This window comes from Pseudofrankia coriaricola, from assembly GCF_032027725.1.
In the GTDB taxonomy this organism is placed as follows: domain Bacteria; phylum Actinomycetota; class Actinomycetes; order Frankiales; family Frankiaceae; genus Pseudofrankia.
In genome coordinates this window covers 131,367-147,328 of the sequence record NZ_JASNFO010000002.1, presented here as the reverse complement: position 1 = coordinate 147,328, position 15,962 = coordinate 131,367, and the positions used below count along the sequence as shown (strand labels likewise).

12 protein-coding genes are annotated in these 15,962 nt (G+C 74.0%); 7 read left to right on the top strand and 5 right to left on the bottom strand.

Translation table 11 applies throughout. The features are described from left to right. Nucleotides 1–64: 64 nt before the first annotated feature. Complete coding sequence (locus QOZ89_RS02680; protein WP_071050697.1) at nt 65–1,663, bottom strand: hypothetical protein; 1,599 nt, start codon at nt 1,661–1,663, stop codon at nt 65–67. 232 nt (nt 1,664–1,895) lie between these two features. Between QOZ89_RS02680 and QOZ89_RS02675 the strand changes: the two genes are divergently transcribed. The 5 genes from QOZ89_RS02675 to tsaD all read left to right on the top strand — a co-directional run bounded on the left by QOZ89_RS02675 (nt 1,896) and on the right by tsaD (nt 5,402). Then, a complete protein-coding gene (locus QOZ89_RS02675; RefSeq protein ID WP_312622898.1) occupies nt 1,896–2,201 on the top strand; it encodes a hypothetical protein in 306 nt (101 codons plus the stop codon). Between the two features lie 138 nt (nt 2,202–2,339). Continuing rightward, nucleotides 2,340–2,876 (top strand): tRNA (adenosine(37)-N6)-threonylcarbamoyltransferase complex ATPase subunit type 1 TsaE, encoded by a 537-nt coding sequence (gene tsaE, locus QOZ89_RS02670; RefSeq protein ID WP_312622897.1) that lies wholly within the window; start codon nt 2,340–2,342, stop codon nt 2,874–2,876. A gap of 116 nt (nt 2,877–2,992) precedes the next feature. Continuing rightward, nucleotides 2,993–3,697, top strand: a complete 705-nt coding sequence (tsaB, locus tag QOZ89_RS02665) for a tRNA (adenosine(37)-N6)-threonylcarbamoyltransferase complex dimerization subunit type 1 TsaB (protein ID WP_397428663.1) — start codon at nt 2,993–2,995, stop codon at nt 3,695–3,697. Then, the gene (rimI, locus tag QOZ89_RS02660; protein ID WP_312622895.1) at nt 3,694–4,320 is read left to right on the top strand and encodes a ribosomal protein S18-alanine N-acetyltransferase; all 627 of its coding nucleotides are present in this window, start codon (nt 3,694–3,696) and stop codon (nt 4,318–4,320) included. Before tsaB ends, rimI begins: the two co-directional genes overlap by 4 nt. Further along, a complete protein-coding gene (gene tsaD / locus QOZ89_RS02655) occupies nt 4,317–5,402 on the top strand; it encodes a tRNA (adenosine(37)-N6)-threonylcarbamoyltransferase complex transferase subunit TsaD (RefSeq protein ID WP_071050693.1) in 1,086 nt (361 codons plus the stop codon). The genes rimI and tsaD overlap by 4 nt, the downstream gene beginning before the upstream one ends. Here tsaD and QOZ89_RS02650 read toward each other — a convergent pair. From QOZ89_RS02650 to QOZ89_RS02640, 3 genes are all read right to left on the bottom strand, one after another. Continuing rightward, a complete protein-coding gene (locus QOZ89_RS02650; RefSeq protein ID WP_312622894.1) occupies nt 5,379–6,599 on the bottom strand; it encodes an alpha/beta fold hydrolase in 1,221 nt (406 codons plus the stop codon). The genes tsaD and QOZ89_RS02650 overlap by 24 nt on opposite strands. A gap of 128 nt (nt 6,600–6,727) precedes the next feature. Next, on the bottom strand, nt 6,728–8,389 hold the full coding sequence (locus QOZ89_RS02645; protein ID WP_312622893.1) for an NAD(P)H-hydrate dehydratase: 1,662 nt from the start codon (nt 8,387–8,389) through the stop codon (nt 6,728–6,730). A gap of 43 nt (nt 8,390–8,432) precedes the next feature. Continuing rightward, entirely contained in the window at nt 8,433–10,100 is a 1,668-nt protein-coding gene (locus QOZ89_RS02640; protein ID WP_131804099.1) for a hypothetical protein, read from the bottom strand. 216 nt (nt 10,101–10,316) lie between these two features. Between QOZ89_RS02640 and QOZ89_RS02635 the strand changes: the two genes are divergently transcribed. Beyond that, the gene (locus QOZ89_RS02635; protein WP_312622892.1) at nt 10,317–11,021 is read left to right on the top strand and encodes a DNA alkylation repair protein; all 705 of its coding nucleotides are present in this window, start codon (nt 10,317–10,319) and stop codon (nt 11,019–11,021) included. Between the two features lie 268 nt (nt 11,022–11,289). Further along, on the top strand, nt 11,290–13,863 hold the full coding sequence (pcrA, locus tag QOZ89_RS02630; RefSeq protein ID WP_312622891.1) for a DNA helicase PcrA: 2,574 nt from the start codon (nt 11,290–11,292) through the stop codon (nt 13,861–13,863). Nucleotides 13,864–14,124: 261 nt separating this feature from the next. On the opposite strand, the gene QOZ89_RS02625 is transcribed toward pcrA, so the two are convergent. After that, the gene (locus QOZ89_RS02625) at nt 14,125–15,405 is read right to left on the bottom strand and encodes a threonine ammonia-lyase (protein WP_083419122.1); all 1,281 of its coding nucleotides are present in this window, start codon (nt 15,403–15,405) and stop codon (nt 14,125–14,127) included. Between the last annotated feature and the right edge of the window lie 557 nt (nt 15,406–15,962).

Here is a 15,962-nt window from a genome sequence, read left to right as displayed (position 1 = left end):
CGACAGCGACACGGGTACGTCGCCGACCGGGTCGCCAGCCCGCGGAACCGCGCGGCACCTGCCGCTATGCGGCGAGGGCCACACGGGCCAGGCGGGCGAGGGCGGCCGGGTCGCCGACCACTCCCGAGGTGGTCGACGGCGGCGTCGGCGTGGACGGCGAGGGCTGGTTCGGGTCGGGCAGCGGCGCGGAGCACAGCTCGACGTGGACGACCTTCATACCGGCCAGGGCGATGAGCCTGCCCGGTGTGCGGACCGCGTCGTCGCCCAGCCCGGCGACCGGGACCGGGACCGGCGCCAGGCTCCCGGCGGCCGACCCCGGGTCGCAGTCGAACAGGGCTGGCTCGCTCGTGAGCAGCGCCCGCTGGGCCTCGAACTCGGCGCGGGCGGCGTCGACGTCCCCGAGCTCCAGCAGGGCGACGTCGAGATTGCCCCGGCCGTAACGGTCCGGGTCGGCCTGCCAGGCGCAGGACACCCCGCGCGCCAGCCGGCCGGAGGCGCCCACGGCGTCGCTCTCCAACGCGTTGGTCTGGAAGAACGGGACGGAGTCGGCTGTCTGCCAGCCGAACGCGGCCGCGATCTCGGTGGACGGCAGCAGCGGGCAGACCGGCTGGGCGGCGCCCAGGGGAAGCTCGGCCGGCTGCCAGCGGCCCTCGAGGTAGCGGTACGGGGTGAGCATCGTCGACGACACCGTCCGGAACGGCGGTTGCCCCGGGTTGCTATCCGCCGGGCCGAGACGGGCGCCATCCCGGCCGACCGTGACCACCTGCCGCTCACCGTCCACCACCAGCGAGACTTCCAACCGCCACCGGCAGTCACAGCCGCCGGCGAGGCCTGCGACGAGGATCGACTCGGTCCGCCCCGGCGCCACCTCGACCGTGCGCGGGGATGGCGGGACGGTGACGGCGGCGACGTCCGGCCGCGGCGGGATCAGCTCGGACGTGGTGCGCGCGAGGTCGAGCAGCACCGCCTCGGACCGGGCCAGCGCCCGCGCCTGCGGGAGCTGATGGACAGGGTGGGAGTACCGGTCCGGCCGCGCCGCACCCGTGCATGTGAGCAGGGCGCCCTCGGGCTCGTCGACACGGCTGGCGTCGATGTGGACCGCGAAGCCGAGCACCTCGACCGGCACATCCCGGCGGGCGCTGACGTCCAGTCGCACCGGCGAGATGTCGGCCTGGGCCGCGCCGACCGATGCGGCCCAGGCGGCCCGTCCCGCGCAGTCGTCCCGGCCGCCGGAGGGCGGCGGCGGCAGCGAGTCGACCGGACGGGTGGTCACGTAGCTCTCGCCGACGGCGCCGGCGCCGGCGACGGCGGGGGCGCCGGACAGGTTCAGAATGGCGCGGTCAGGGTCCGTCTGGGCGGCGAACCGCGCCGTGCGGGAGCAGACGACGCCGGCTCCGTCGCAGCTGGGGCCGGTGGGCGGCGGGTCGGCCGTGGCGAACCAGACGGCGCCGCCCGCGCCCGCGAGCAGCACGACGGCGCCCACCGTGACCAGGATCCGGCCGCCCGGCCGGGCGAGCAGCCGGCGCGCCGCCCCGGACGCGGCGGTCAGCAGGCGTGTGAGTGGGCCGTCCGGGTCGTCGGGGTTTCGCGCCGAGCCGACGTGATCCCGTTCAGGAGCGCCGGCCGGGTCGTCGGGCCGCCAGTGACCGTCCGTGCCCGCCACGTGATCCCTCCTTCCGGGAAGGACGCGATCAGCATCCCGATCAGCATCTCCGGGCCGCGCACGGTTCGCCAGATCTGTGGCGGAACGCCGCGGCGTCCGAGGTCGGCGAGACGAGGCGGTGGAAGTGACCTACCGTCGAGCTGGAAGTGCGCCCGGTCCGACGGGCGATGGGGCCGGGAGTCATAGCTGGACAAAAGTCCGTAGCGGGACGAGAAGGCGGAGGTAGCGCGACGTGAGGCTCTGGCGACGAGACGGCCGGCACCCGACCACGGCGACCGGCCCGGCCGGTGGGATGGACCTTGAGGAGCTCGACGGGCTCGACGGGCTCGACGGGCTCGATGAGTTCGACGAGCCCGAGGCGGTGGGTGGGCCGGGCGGGGCCGGCGCGCCGGTGATGCTCACGCTGACCACCCGTGAGCAGATCGAGAAGGTCGCGGTGGCCGAGGCCGCCCCGAAGGTGATCAGGGTGCGTCCCGGCCGCGGCGCCTTCGGCGGCGTCGCCAGTGGCGGCGGCTGCGGGCCTGGCTGCTCCCACTGACCACCCCTGGCCGCCGGGTATGCCGGCCAGCGGGGCGTTGGGTGTTCCGCCGCGCCGGCGGGCCGTCATCCGCCCGCTGACCCCGACCGCGGGGCGGCCCCGGCCGGCTGGCGGCACGGGCGGATGGATGATGGGCTGATGACGACCTCACGCTCGTCTGACGCGTCACCGGGCACCGCGCCACCCGCCTGGGCGGACCCGCTCGTGGTCGAGACGCCAGAACAGATGCGGGCGCTGGGCGCCCGGGTCGCGGATGCCGCGCGGCCGGGGGACCTGGTCGTGCTGGCCGGTCCGCTCGGCGCGGGCAAGACCGTGCTGGTGCAGGGGATCGCCGCCGGGCTCGGCGTGCGCGGGCCGGTGACGTCGCCGACGTTCGTGCTCGCCCGGGTCCACGCCGGCGGCCGGCTGCCACTGGTGCACGTCGACGCCTATCGGCTCGGCGGCGTGGCCGAGGTGGACGACCTGGACCTTGACGCGGACACCGACGTGGCGCTGACCGTCGTCGAATGGGGCGCGGGCCGGGTCGAGCAGCTCGCGCAGGAGCACCTGCGCGTCGACATCGAACGCCCCGAAGGCGACGAGGCCGGCGAAGCCCGCCGCGTCCGCCTGACGCCCACCGGCCCCGACTGGTCGACCCGCCTCTCCGCCGTGCTTATCGCTAACCCGACCGGCTGACCCGGCTGACCGGCTGACCGGCGGACCGGCGGACCGGCGGACCGGCGGACCTAGCCGACCCGTGGGGCCATTGGATCGGTGCGGAGCTCGCCGGTCGCGGTCCGTAGGCTGGATGGGTGTTGGTGCTCGCCCTTGACACCTCGACGCCGGCCTGCTCGGTGGCGCTCGTCCAGATACCGGACGCGGCTCCTCGACCTGGAGCGATGCGTCCACTGGCCTCCCCTCAGGTCGTCGACGCTCGCCGGCACGGGGAGCTGCTCAGCCCGCTCATGCGGGACACGCTCGTCGAGGCAGGCGTCAAGCCGGCGGATCTCGCCGGCGTGGTCGTCGGGCTGGGGCCCGGCCCGTTCACCAGCCTCCGGGTCGGGATCGTCACGGCCGCGACCTTCGCGGCCGCTCTGGGCCTGACCTGTCACGGCGTCTGCTCGCTGGACGGAATCGGCGCCATGACGAGCGGACGAACCGGCGTGGTCACCGATGCCCGTCGCCGGGAGGTGTTCTGGGCGGGCTACGCCGACGGCGAGCGGATCGCCGGCCCGGCGGTCGACCGGCCGGGCCGTGCCGCCGAGCTGCTGCGCGCCGATGGAGTGGACGTTGTCGTCGGGCCTGGGCTGGCGCTCTACCCGGACGTGTTCCCGAACGTCGTCGCGGCCGGCGCCGGCGCCGGTGTGGCGGCGGCCCAGTACCCGGATCCCGCGGTTCTCGCCGCGCTCGCGGCGCCCGACCTGCTCGCCGGCCGCGCCCCCGCGCCGCTGACACCGATCTACCTGCGGCGGCCGGACGTGGCCGAGCCGCACCCGGCCAAGGCGGTGACCGGGTGAACGCCGGCGGTGGGCCACCCCCGGGCGGGCCCGCCGTCGAGCTCGCGCCGTTGCGTTGGTGGCACCTCGCCGAGGTCGCCGAGATGGAGCGGGTCGTCTTCGACGTCGACCCGTGGACGCCGGAGATGTTCTGGTCCGAGCTGGCCCAGGGAGCGAGCCGGCACTACCTCGCGACTCTGGTGGATGGCCGGATCGTCGGCTATGCCGGGCTCGCGGTCGCCGACGACGAGGCGTACATCCAGACCGTTGGTGTACACCCGGCCTGCCGGGGCCGCGGGCTCGGTGCCCGGCTGATGGTCGCGCTGCTGCTGGAGGCACGCCGGCGAGGGGCACGCAGCTGCGGACTGGAGGTGCGTACCGACAACCTGGCCGCCCGCGCCTTGTACACCCGGCTCGGTTTCGTCGACATCGGGCTGCGCCGCAACTACTACCAGCCGTCCGGCGGCGACGCCTACGTCATGCGGGCCCGCCCTATCGACACCCCCGGATACGGCGCCCAGCTTGACGCGGCCTGGGCCGCGCTTGCCGAGAAGGACGGCGCCGCGCCGGCCGAGACGACGGGCGCGGACGCGGTGGGCGCCGGCGGCACGTCGGCGAGCAGACCCACGGAAGGAGCGACATGACTCGGCCGGCACCGAACGGGACGGCCTCGGGCACTCCGGTCCCGCGTACGCCGGTCTCGCGCACACCGGCCCCGCTGGTCCTGGGGATCGAGACGTCCTGCGACGAGACGGGTGTCGGGCTGGTGCGCGACGGTGTGCTGCTCGCCGACGCGCTCGCCTCGTCGGTCGACGAACACGCCCGCTACGGCGGCGTCATCCCGGAGATCGCCGCCCGGGCGCACCTGGAGGCGATGGTGCCGACGATCGAGCGGGCCTTGGCGACGGCGGGCGCGAAGGCGTCCGACATCGACGCCGTCGCCGTCACCGCCGGCCCCGGCCTCGCCGGGGCGCTGCTGGTCGGCGTAGCGGCCGCCAAGGCGTACGCACTCGCTCTCGGGGTGCCGCTCTACGGCATCCACCATCTCGCCGCGCACGTCGCCGTCGACACCCTCGAACATGGCCCGCTGCCGTCGCCGTCGGTCGCGCTGCTGGTGTCCGGCGGCCACTCGTCGCTGCTCCTCGTCGAGGACCTCGCGGCCGCACCGGTGGTCTCGCTAGGAGCCACCGTCGACGACGCGGCCGGCGAGGCCTACGACAAGGTCGCGCGGCTGCTCGGGATGCCCTTTCCCGGCGGCCCGCCGATCGACCGCGCGGCCCGCGACGGGACACCGACGATCCCGTTCCCGCGAGGCAAGGCCGGCGACGGCACCTTCGACTTCTCGTTCAGCGGGCTGAAGACGGCCGTCGCCCGCTGGGTGGAGGCGCGGCGCCGCGCGGGCGAGCCGGTACCGGTCGCCGACGTGGCCGCGTCGTTCCAGGAGGCCGTCGTCGACGTGCTGACCGCGAAGGCGGTCGCGGCGGCGAGGACGCACGGCGTCGACACACTGGTCATCGGCGGCGGCGTGGCCGCGAACAGCCGGCTGCGCGTGCTCGCCGCCGAGCGCTGCGAGGCGGCTGGCATCACGCTGCGCGTGCCGCGGCCCGGCCTCTGCACCGACAACGGCGCGATGGTCGCCGCCCTCGGCTCCCTGAAGGCGGCTGCCGGCGTCGCCCCGTCCCCGCTGGACCTGCCCGCCTCGTCAACCCTCCCGCTGGGAGCCTGACCAGCCAGCGGCGCGCTGCCACAGCCGGGGCAGTCGAGAGGGGCGGGCCGGGTGCGCGCGGGCGATGAGGGCCCGGATCTTTTCGTTGACCGCGTCCGGTCGTTCCAGCGGCAGCGCGTGCCCCGCGCCCTCCTCGACGGCGAGCTCGGCCTCGGGCAGGGCGTCGGCGAGCGTGCGGCTGTGCGGCAGCGGGGTCATCAGGTCGTGGTCGCCGACCATGAGCAGCGTGGGGACGTGGCGCAGCACGGCCGCGGCGGCCAGTTTGTCGTGGGCGAGCAGGGTCGGCAGGAACGACACGATGACCGAGATCGGCGTGCCGGCGATCTCGCCCTCCAGGAACTCGACCACGGACGGCGGGACGTCGGTGGTGCCGAAGCCGACCCGCCGGGTGATCGAGTACGCCAGGTCGGTGCCGCGCAACCGGGCGCGCTCGAACAACGACGGGGTGTGGCGCATGCCTACGGCGAGCCCGGGCAGCACCCGACGGACCGCCGCCGTCACCCCGGCCGGGAAACCGAACGTCACCCGCGCCAGATCGCTGGCGCTGGTCGACAGCAGCGCCACCGCGACGACGCGGTCGTCGAAGAACTCCGGGTGGCGTTCGGCCAGGCCGAGGATGGTCATCCCGCCCATCGAGTGGCCGACCAGCACCACCGGTCCGGTCGGCACCGTCGCCTCGAGCACGGCGTACAGATCGTCGGCGATCTGGTCGATCGTGCAGCGCGACACCTCGGACGGCCCGGAGTGGCCGTGCGCCCGCTGGTCGTAGAACACCATCGGGCCGAGGTCCACCAGCGCCCGCTGCTGGAAGCACCACGACGCGGAGGTGTTGCAGAACCCGTGCGCGAACACGAGCGTCGGGCTGTCCGGCGCCAGGCGGCCGGCGCGGCGCGCGTTGACGTCATCCGGGCCGCTCACGATGACGTGCAGGGGAACGCCGTCGGTCGCGATCACGGTCGTGGCGCGGCCGGTGACCGGGCCCGGCCGCTGCTCGACGGGGACGTCCGGTAGAGCTCTCGCCCGCTTGACCGCGTGGCGCTCGGCGATCAGGCCGGCGGCGATCACCGCCCCGGCCAGGCCCAGACCGCCGCCCGTCCGCCTGACGGCCTTCGAGCCGGCCGCCGCGCCCACCAGATCCGCGGCGCCTGTCGCGGCGCCCCGCACGAGACCGCCGACTCCCGCTGCCGCGCCCGCCACCGCCCACCTCGCCGCTCGCCGACCCAGCTGGTTACCAGCCGGTCGCGACCGGCCTCATCCGATGATGCACCGGCGAGTATCCAGTTATCCGCCCACCGGAGCATCAACCATGCCCATCGGCGTGATACCTACCCGGCGGCGCCGGCGAGGACGTGCGCGATCGCGGCGGGAAGCGTCGTGGGAAGGTCCGAGGCCGACAGCGGGCGGGGGGCGAGCTGGCCGGCCACGCCGTGCAGGTAGGCGGCGGCACTGGCCGCGTCGAGCGGGCCGAGACCGGTGGCGAGCAGGGAGCCCGCGAGGCCGGTGAGGACGTCGCCCGTGCCGGCGCTGCCGAGCCAGGGCGTGCCCGTGGTGTTCACCCGGGCGGCGCCGTCCGGGTCGACGATGAGCGTCCGGTTGCCCTTGAGCAGCACCGTCGCGCCCAGCGCCGCGGCCGCGCGGCGGGCCGTGCCGAGCCGGTCGCCGGCCAGTTCCCGCCGGGTCTCGGCGGCATCCCAGCCGAGCGCCGTCGCGGTGAGCCGGGCGAACTCGCCCTCGTGCGGCGTCAGCACCACCGGCCCGGCGCGCCGGGCCAGGACGTCGCGGCCGGTCGACGCGCCGGTGCCGCTGCCCGTCGCGCCGCCGCCCCCGGCGAAGCCGGAGGTGAAACCGACGCCGACGCCGACGCCCGCGCCGGCCCGGGCGGGGAAGCCGGCGGCGAACGCGTCGGCGAACGGGTCGAGAGCGCCGGCGTCGAGCAGCAGCGGCAGGTCGGTGGCGACGAGGGCGTCCAGCAGGCGGCGCGCCGCCGCGTCGGGCACGACTCCCGGGCCGAACGCCCAGGCCTGCACCCGCCCGGCCGCGAGCATCGCGTCGGCGTCACCCGGCTCGATGACGGTCACCACCGTCTCCGGATGCGCGCCGCGCACATGCTCGGCCGCCCGTGCCTCGGCGACGACCCGCAGGTAGCCGGCGCCACCGCGCAGCGCCCCGCCGGTCGCGAGCACGGCCGCTCCGGGGTACCGGTCGCTGCCGCCGACGAGGCCCAGCACGCCGCGCGTGTACTTCGAGTCCGCCGGCCCTGGCTCCGGCAGCAGCGCGGCGACGTCCGCGTCGTCGAGCGCGACCAGGTCGGGGGCCGGCAGGTCCAGGCCGATGTCGACGAGTGCCAGCTCCCCAGTGTGCGCGGCACCGTCGCCGAGCAGCAGGCCGGGCTTGTACGTCCCGAACGTCACGGTCAGGGCCGCCCGCACGGCGGTGCCCGGGGCGGCCCCGGTGTCCGCGTCGACCCCGCTCGGCACGTCGACGGCGATCGTCCGCTCCGGCGCGGCCAGCTCCGCGAGCCGGGCGTAGGCCCCGCGCAGCCCGGCCCGACCCCCGATCCCCAGCAGCCCGTCCAGCACGAGGTCGGCCCTTGCCAGCAGCGCGGCGGCCGCGTCATCCGGCAGTGCCTCTGAGCCGTCCTCGGCCGGCTCGGCTGGGACGTCGCCCGGCGCGACGACGCGGTGCAGCCGGCCGCCGGCGGCGAGCAACGCGGCCGTACCTTCCGGGTGGGTCCGACCAGGGACCAGCGCGTCCACCCGGGCGCCGCGCGCGGCCAGGCGCGCCCCGGCCCACAGCGCGTCCCCGCCGTTGTCCCCGCCGCCCGCGAGCACGACGACGCGTCGTCCGTAGACCCGGCGGCCGAGGTGGCGCACGGCGTGACCGAGCAGCCCGTGCACCGCCCGCTGCATAAGAGCCCCGGGCGGCAGGCCTTCCAGCAACGGCGCCTCGGCGGCGCGTACCTGGGCCACGGTATGAGCAGCACGCATGCCGTCATCCTCCCGCGCCAGCACCCTTCAGGCGCTCGTCACGTCACCACGTGCTGCCCAGGACCGCCTGCGTCACCATGCGCAGCCCCGCCAGGTCGCCGGGCGCCGCCGGCGCGCGAGCCGGATCGCCGTCGCCGCCCGCGGGGGCGCACACGCTGGCGCGGACGATCCGGTTCCCGGCCCGGGCGACCAGCCAGCCAGGATTACCGGCCGCCTCGTCGCCGACATCCCCGACCGCCGCGAGGCCGACCGGAGGGTTGCTGGACAGGAAGCCACATTGATCCACGATGGCGTCCGAGAATGAAAATGCCTGCTTCCACGCGGCGAACACGGTACGTGCCGCCGCTTCGTCCACCGTCGTGGCGCCCACGAGGATGACGGCGCCCAGATCCGTCGACGCGGAGGGGAGCCGCCACGAGCAGACCGCCGTCTCCCGCGTGCCAGGGTCGTCCGTGTCCTGGTTTGCTCCGGCGCTGAACCGGGTGGTGCTTCTCGCCGTCACGCCCACCGAGTCCAGTGCCGCGATGACCTCGGAGGTGGACGCGAGCGGGCACACGGGAGTGGACGGATACGGATATGACGTGGTCGGCTCGTTCCCCCGGTCGTACTGCCACCGTCCGGCGACGTAGTGGACAGGGAGACCGGTGTAATCCGCTGTCGTCGTCTCGAAGGACGGCTGGTCGGGATTGTCGGCCGCGGTGCCGGGGCGAGCGCCGTCCGGGCCGACGGTGACCACCTGCCGCTCGTCGCCGACCAGCAGTTCGACTTCGACCCGCCAGCGGCAGTCACAGGTCGATGTCGTCGTGGTGACCGCGAACGATGTGGTTATGCCGGGCGCGATCGGTAGAGCCTGCTCTCCTGACGTGGCGACGACCGGATCCTGAGAGGTGATCAGGCGGCTGTCCAGGTCCAACGTCGTCACTTCGGCCGGTATCACCTCGGTCGGCTGCTCCGAGGTCGGCCGCTCCGTGCCAGGCTGCCGCGCCGTCGGCCGCTCCGCGTCCGGCGATGTGGTGCAGGTCAACGAAAGTCTGGCGGGAGAGGCATCAGCGGAGGGAGACTTGATGTCCTCGCCGACTCGGAGCGTGAAGCCGACCACGCGCACCTGGTCCTGCCCGGTCGCGGCAACGTCGAGGCGCAACGGCGTGGCGCCCGCCGATGCCGCGCCGATCGAGGCCGCCCAGGCGGCCCACCCGCGGCAGTCCTCCCGGCCGTCCGGCGGCGGCCCGAGGTCACGCGTCTCACCGCTGAACACGTAGCTGGCGGTCCCCGGGGCGTCGGTATCGCTGGGCCCAACCGAGCCTGGGTCGGCCTGTACCGCGATCCGGAACGGTGGGGGGCACCCCAGATCGAGCTGGTCGCAGGCCCAGTCCCTGCCGGCGGGCGTGACCGTGAGGGCGGTCGTCGTCGCCACCACCAGTGCGAGGGCTGTCCCGGCCCCGAGCAGCGTGCGGGCGCGTGGGCGTGCCCAGGTGGGCATTCGGACCCAGGTGGGCGTTCGAACCCAGGCAGGTATCCCACCAACCCAGTTGCGCGGCGGCCTGGTCGGCTGCCGCGCCGACCCGATCTCGTCCCAGGTCCCTGTTCCAGGAGGCCACGACGAGGTCGGGCGCGCCGACGGGTCCATCCCTGCCGGGATCTCGTCGTCGGCATGGCCGTCGTCGACGCTCGGACTCCCGCCGACCCGCCACAGCCGACGCCAGCTCCCCATGCGGCCCACCCATCACGCTTTGTCAGAGATCCGTGACAAGTATGGCGCTTCGCCGGGTACGCCGTGTACGCCGCGCATGCTCGCCTTCCGCCGAGGCGGGCGCGGGCAGGCGGGCTTGCGTTGGGTGCCGCCGTTTGGAGGTATGGCGCCCTGTTCGGCGCGGGTCCGCGGCCTGCCGATACCTGGCCCGTCCACCTCGTGGACGACAATTCGGCCGTGGAATCCTCCTCGGTGGTGGACCGGCTGGTCGACGCGGTACGAGCGGCCCTGGCCGCGGCGGCGGACCCGGCGAAGGCGCCGGAGATGCAGGCCTACATGAAGTCGTCGATGCCCTACCTCGGTGTCCCGAAGCCGCCGAGGGAGCAGGCGCTGCGGCCCGTCCTCGCCGCGCACCGGCTGGAGACGGTGACGGACTGGCAGACGGCGGTGCTGCGGCTCTGGCGGGAGGCGGGGTTCCGCGAGGAGCGCTACGCCGCCATCGCGCTGACCGGCCACCGGCCCTACCTGGCGTACTGGACCCCTGACGTGCTGCCCCTCTATCAGGAGATGATCGTCACCGGCGCCTGGTGGGACTACGTCGATGAGGTCGCCTCGCGCCGCGTCGGGCCGCTGCTCGCCGCGAGCCCCGAGATCCTGCGGCCGGTGATGCTGCGCTGGAGCCGCGACCCCGACCGCTGGCTGCGCCGCACGTCGATCATCTGCCAGCTCGGCGCGAAGAAGAGCACGGACCTGGACCTGCTCTACGCCTGTATCGAGGTGAACCTCGACGATCCCGACTTCTTCCTCCGCAAGGCCATTGGCTGGGCGCTGCGGCAGTATGCCTGGACGGACCCCGACGAGGTCCGCCGCTACGTCGCCACGCGGGCGGACCGGCTCTCCCCGCTCTCCCGGCGGGAGGCGCTGCGCAATGTCGGTCCCTAGTCACGCAATGGTGAGCCGTAGTTACTTGACGGCTCCAAAGCTACGTAGTGTCGACAGATGGCATCGCTTGCATCGCGCCCAGCGGTGCTGAGCGCCCCGAGGTCGCCGCGTGGTGCCCTAGTTCAGTCAGAAGCCGCTGGGGTCCCCGTGGATTCGATCCGCCCCGGCGGATCGAATCCACGGGGCTATGCCTAGTTCGCCAGCGGCCCACCCCCCCATTCCCTGGCGGCCCCGGCGAACGGCCTCTCGAACGTACGATCGAGGAATCATGAGCACCCTTTTCGACGACATGACCCCTGGCGCGGGTGCCCCCGGTGCGGGTGTCCCGGCGGGCGATGCGGCCTACGAGCCGTACGACCCGTACGACATGTTCGCCCCCGCCGTGCTGGCCGCTGCCCCGGTCACCGCGCCAGCCGCGGAGGGACGGCGGCCGACGCCGCGCCTGGACCCGGACGCGCTGCTGGCCGAGCTGAACCCGCAGCAGCGCGCCGCCGTGGTGCACGAGGGCTCGCCGCTGCTGATCGTCGCCGGTGCCGGCTCCGGCAAGACCAGGGTGCTCGCCCACCGGATCGCCTACCTGCTCGCCGCCCGCAAGGTGCACCCCGGCGAGATCCTCGCGATCACGTTCACCAACAAGGCCGCGAACGAGATGAAGGAGCGGGTCGGCGCGCTCGTCGGCGGCCGGGTGCGGGCCATGTGGGTCAGCACCTTCCACTCGGCCTGCGTGCGGATCCTGCGTAACGAGTCGAAGCGGCTCGGGTTCGGCTCCTCGTTCTCGATCTACGACGCAGCCGACGCGCAGCGGCTGATCACGCTGGTCTGCCGCGACCTGGACCTCGATGCCAAGCGCCACCCAGCCCGGGGGCTCGCCGCCCAGATCAGCACGCTCAAGAACGAGCTGATCGACCACGAGACCGCGCAGGCCAAGGCCGCCAGCCACCCCGAGCGGACCGTCGCCGAGGTGTACGCGCTCTACCAGCGCCGGCTGCGCGAGGCCAACGCGCTGGACTTCGACGACCTGATCATGACGACGGTGAACCTGCTGCAGGCGTTCCCCGACGTCGCGGAGCACTACCACCGCCGGTTCCGCCACGTACTCGTCGACGAGTACCAGGACACCAACCACGCCCAGTACACGCTCATCCGCGAGCTCGTCGGCAGTGAGCGCAGGAGCAAGCTCGCGGAGTGGACGTCCGACGAAGGAGGACGGCCGCGGAGCGAGGGCGGCGACGGAGTGAACCCGGGGCACGGCTCGGTCTCGACGGCCGGCCGGGCGGCCGACGAGGGCATGCCGGGGCCGGCCGAGCTGTGCGTAGTCGGCGACGCCGACCAGTCGATCTACGCGTTCCGCGGCGCGGACATCCGCAACATCGTCGAGTTCGAGCAGGACTTCCCGGACGCGAGGGTCGTGCTGCTGGAGCAGAACTACCGCTCCACCCAGACCATCCTGTCCGCGGCCAACGCCGTCATCGCCCGCAACAGCCAGCGCAAGGCGAAGCGGCTGTGGTCGGACGCCGGCGACGGCGAGAAGATCGTCGGCTTCGTCGCCGACAACGAGCACGACGAGGCCGCGTTCGTCGCCGAGGAGGTCGACAAGCTCACCGATGACGGCCACGCCCGCCCCGCCGACGTGGCCGTCTTCTACCGGACCAACGCGCAGAGCCGGGTCTTTGAGGAGATCTTCATCCGCGTCGGCCTGCCCTACCGAGTCGTCGGCGGTGTGCGCTTCTACGAGCGCAAGGAGATCCGCGACCTGCTCGCCTACCTGCGGGTGCTGGCGAACCCGTCTGACACGGTCAACCTGCGACGCATCCTCAACGTGCCCCGACGCGGGATCGGTGACCGGGCCGAGGCGATGCTCGCCGCGTTCGCCGAGCGGGAGCGCATCCCGTTCGCCGAGGCGCTCGGCCGGGTAGGCGAGGTGCCGGGGCTGGCGACCCGCTCCGCCAAGGCCATCCGCGAGTTCGCCACGCTGCTCGACGAGCTGCGCGAGACCGCCGCCGGCGACCTGGTCGAGACGGCCGAGGCCATCCTGGAGCGAACCGGCTACCTCGCGGAGCTGGTCGCCGAGGACACCATCGAGGCCCAGGGCCGGGTGGAGAACCTCCAGGAGATGGTCGAGGTCGTCCGGGAGTACGTCCAGCGCTTCCCCGAGGGCACGCTCGCCGGTTTTCTCGAGCAGGTCTCGCTCGTCGCCGACGCTGACCAGATACCGTCCGACGACGGCTCGGACGGCGTCGTCACACTGATGACCCTGCACAGCGCCAAGGGCCTGGAGTTTCCGGTGGTTTTCCTCACCGGGCTCGAGGATGGCATCTTCCCGCACATGCGCACGCTCGGCGACCCGACACAGATGGAAGAGGAACGCCGGCTCGCCTATGTCGGCATCACTCGGGCCCGCCAGCGCCTGTACCTGACGCGCTCGCTGGTCCGCAGCGCCTGGGGCCAGCCCGCCTACAACCCGCCGTCGCGTTTCCTCACCGAGGTCCCTGAGCACCTGCTGGACTGGCGCCGCCTGGCCCCCGCCCCGGCGAGCCCCAGCGGCGGCTTCGGCTCGGGCGGCGGCGGGTTCGGTGGCGCCGGCCGCGGCGCGGGCGGGACCGCCGGCGCCAGGAGCGGCTCGCCCGCCGGTTCCCCGGCAGGGCAGGCCCGTTCCCGTCCGGCCAGCCGCCCGATCATCCAGCTCTCGGCCGGCGACCGGGTCACCCACGACGTGTTCGGCCTGGGCGTGGTTATCGCCACCAGCGGCGTCGCCGAGTCTTCCCAGGCGAAGGTCGACTTCGGCGAGGGCACCGGCACCAAGGACCTCCTCCTGCGCTACGCCCCCCTCACCAAGCTCTGAGGCGGGCGGGCCCGGGTCCCTGCCGGATTGACTCCGTAAGCTCCGTAAGCTCCGTCGATCCGGCAGGTCCGGGACGTGCCGAACGGGCGGGCGGTCCACCCGCGCCAGCACTGCAAGTGACGGCGCCTTCAGCGCAGCGCCAACTCAGCCCCGTCCTCAGTCCGGCACCACATCAACCACGGCCATACGCCTGTATCCGGTACCACGCTGGGAGGACGCTCAGCGTCCGACAGGCAGGGCGCGCGTCCAGCGCCGCACGCCTCAGCAGGTGCGGGCGACGGGGATGGTGGCGGCGGTGGCCAGGGAGGTGACGCGGTCGGCGGTGGCGAGATCGAGGTTGCCGCCTGAGAGGACCACCGCGGTCGGGCCCTGCGCGAGGTCCGGGTGGCGCAGCAGTGCGGCGACGCCGGCGGCGCCGGCTGGCTCGACGACGTGCCCGCCCGTGCGGCGCAGCAGCACCATCGCCTCCCAGAACGCGTCCTCGTCGACGGTCACGACGTCGTCGAGCAGGGACGCGGCGAGCGCGAGCGTGAGCCGGCCGGGAGTGCGCACCGCCATCCCGTCGGCGACGGTGTCGGCGGCGACCGACAGCAGCCGGCCGGCGTGGAAAGAGTCGGCGAACGCGGGCGCGCTCCGCGCCTGCACGCCGATGACCCTGGTGTCCGCGTCGCGGGCTGCCAGCGCCGCCGCTATCCCGGTCCCGAGCCCGCCGCCGCCGATGCCGACGATGACGGTGCGCAGACCGGGTACCTGCTCCAGGAGCTCCAGCCCGACCGTGCCCTGGCCGGCGATCACGGCCGGATCGTCGAAGGGGTGGACCATCAGCCGGCCGCCGTCGGCGGCGAACGCCTCGGCGGCGGCGAGCGCCGCCTCGACACCGCCGTCCACGTGCTCCACGCGGGCGCCCCAGCGGCGAGTCCTGGCCACCTTGACCGGGTTCGCGCCGCTTGGGACGAAGATCGTCGACTCGACGTCGAACTGAGCCGCCGCGTACGCGACACCTTGGGCGTGGTTGCCGGCGCTGGCCGCGACCAGGCCGCGGGCCCGCCGCGCCGGGTCGGCCTGCGCCACCCGGTTGTAGGCGCCGCGCAGCTTGAACGACCGGGTGTGCTGCTCGTTCTCGCACTTCAGCCAGATCGGCGCGCCCGCGCGCAGGCCGAGTCCCGGGTGCCGGACGACCCTGGTGAGCCGGGAGACGCCGGCGAGAGTGGCGGCGGCTCGCTCGACGTCGACCGTCCGGAGCAGGGCCGCGGCATCGACGACCTCGGCGTCATCGTCCGGCTGGCTTGTAGTTCCCTCTACGTCGTCGGCTTGGTCGATGGGCGACGCCTGGGCCGGGGTTCCTGCCGGATCCGGGGTTCCTGCTCGATCGGCGAAGCCGATCGGGGAGGTCTGGGAGCTTGCGGAGCCCGGGGTTCCTGCTCGATCGGCGGAGCCGATCGAGCAGGTCTGCTGGGAGGTCCGGGATGCCCTGGTCGCGCCCGGTTTGCTGGCGGCGTCGGAGGCGCGCGGCGACGGCGTTGTCGCTGCTGGCTTGGTCATCGGGGCTGCTCCTGGTGGCTGGGCGGCCACCTGTGCGCCGTGGCCGCGGCAAACAAAAAAGCCCCCCGCAGACGCGGAAGGCTGGGCGCGCGGCCTGATCGTCGTGACGATCTTAGTCGCGCGCCCACGTAATGGCCATGAGGTGCTGCTGCACCTCTCCAGCCTGCTCCGCCACCCCTACCCCCGTCAAACCGACTACTCATCGTCGCATAACGGCTACTATAACCGTTTACAGTAGCGGCAAGTTCGACCCGTGGTCCCGTGCCGGGGTGGTCATGGTGAGCGAGTCGCGCGACCTGGCCACATCCGGTGACGGCGCCTTCAGCGCAGTACCAACCCAGCCACATGGTCCGCCGGGTCCAGCCCGGCCACCGCCAGCTACGTGGCGGTCGGGCTATGGGGTGGTCGTGGTGAGCGAGTCGCGCGACCTGGCCACATCCGGTGACGGCGCCTTCAGCGCAGTACCAACCCAGCCACATGGTCCGCCGGGTCCACGCGAACCACCCCCATATACCTGGACCCGGAACCAACGCGGGGAGGGCGCTCAGCGCCCGACA

Coding starts and splice junctions, on each gene's coding strand:
- tsaD (WP_071050693.1), top strand. CDS start 4,317: ATGACTCGGCCGGCACCGAACGGGACGGCCTCGGGCACTCCGGTCCCG.
- tsaE (WP_312622897.1), top strand. CDS start 2,340: ATGACGACCTCACGCTCGTCTGACGCGTCACCGGGCACCGCGCCACCC.
- QOZ89_RS02625 (WP_083419122.1), bottom strand. CDS start 15,405: ATGACCAAGCCAGCAGCGACAACGCCGTCGCCGCGCGCCTCCGACGCC.
- pcrA (WP_312622891.1), top strand. CDS start 11,290: ATGAGCACCCTTTTCGACGACATGACCCCTGGCGCGGGTGCCCCCGGT.
- QOZ89_RS02640 (WP_131804099.1), bottom strand. CDS start 10,100: ATGGGGAGCTGGCGTCGGCTGTGGCGGGTCGGCGGGAGTCCGAGCGTC.
- QOZ89_RS02645 (WP_312622893.1), bottom strand. CDS start 8,389: ATGCGTGCTGCTCATACCGTGGCCCAGGTACGCGCCGCCGAGGCGCCG.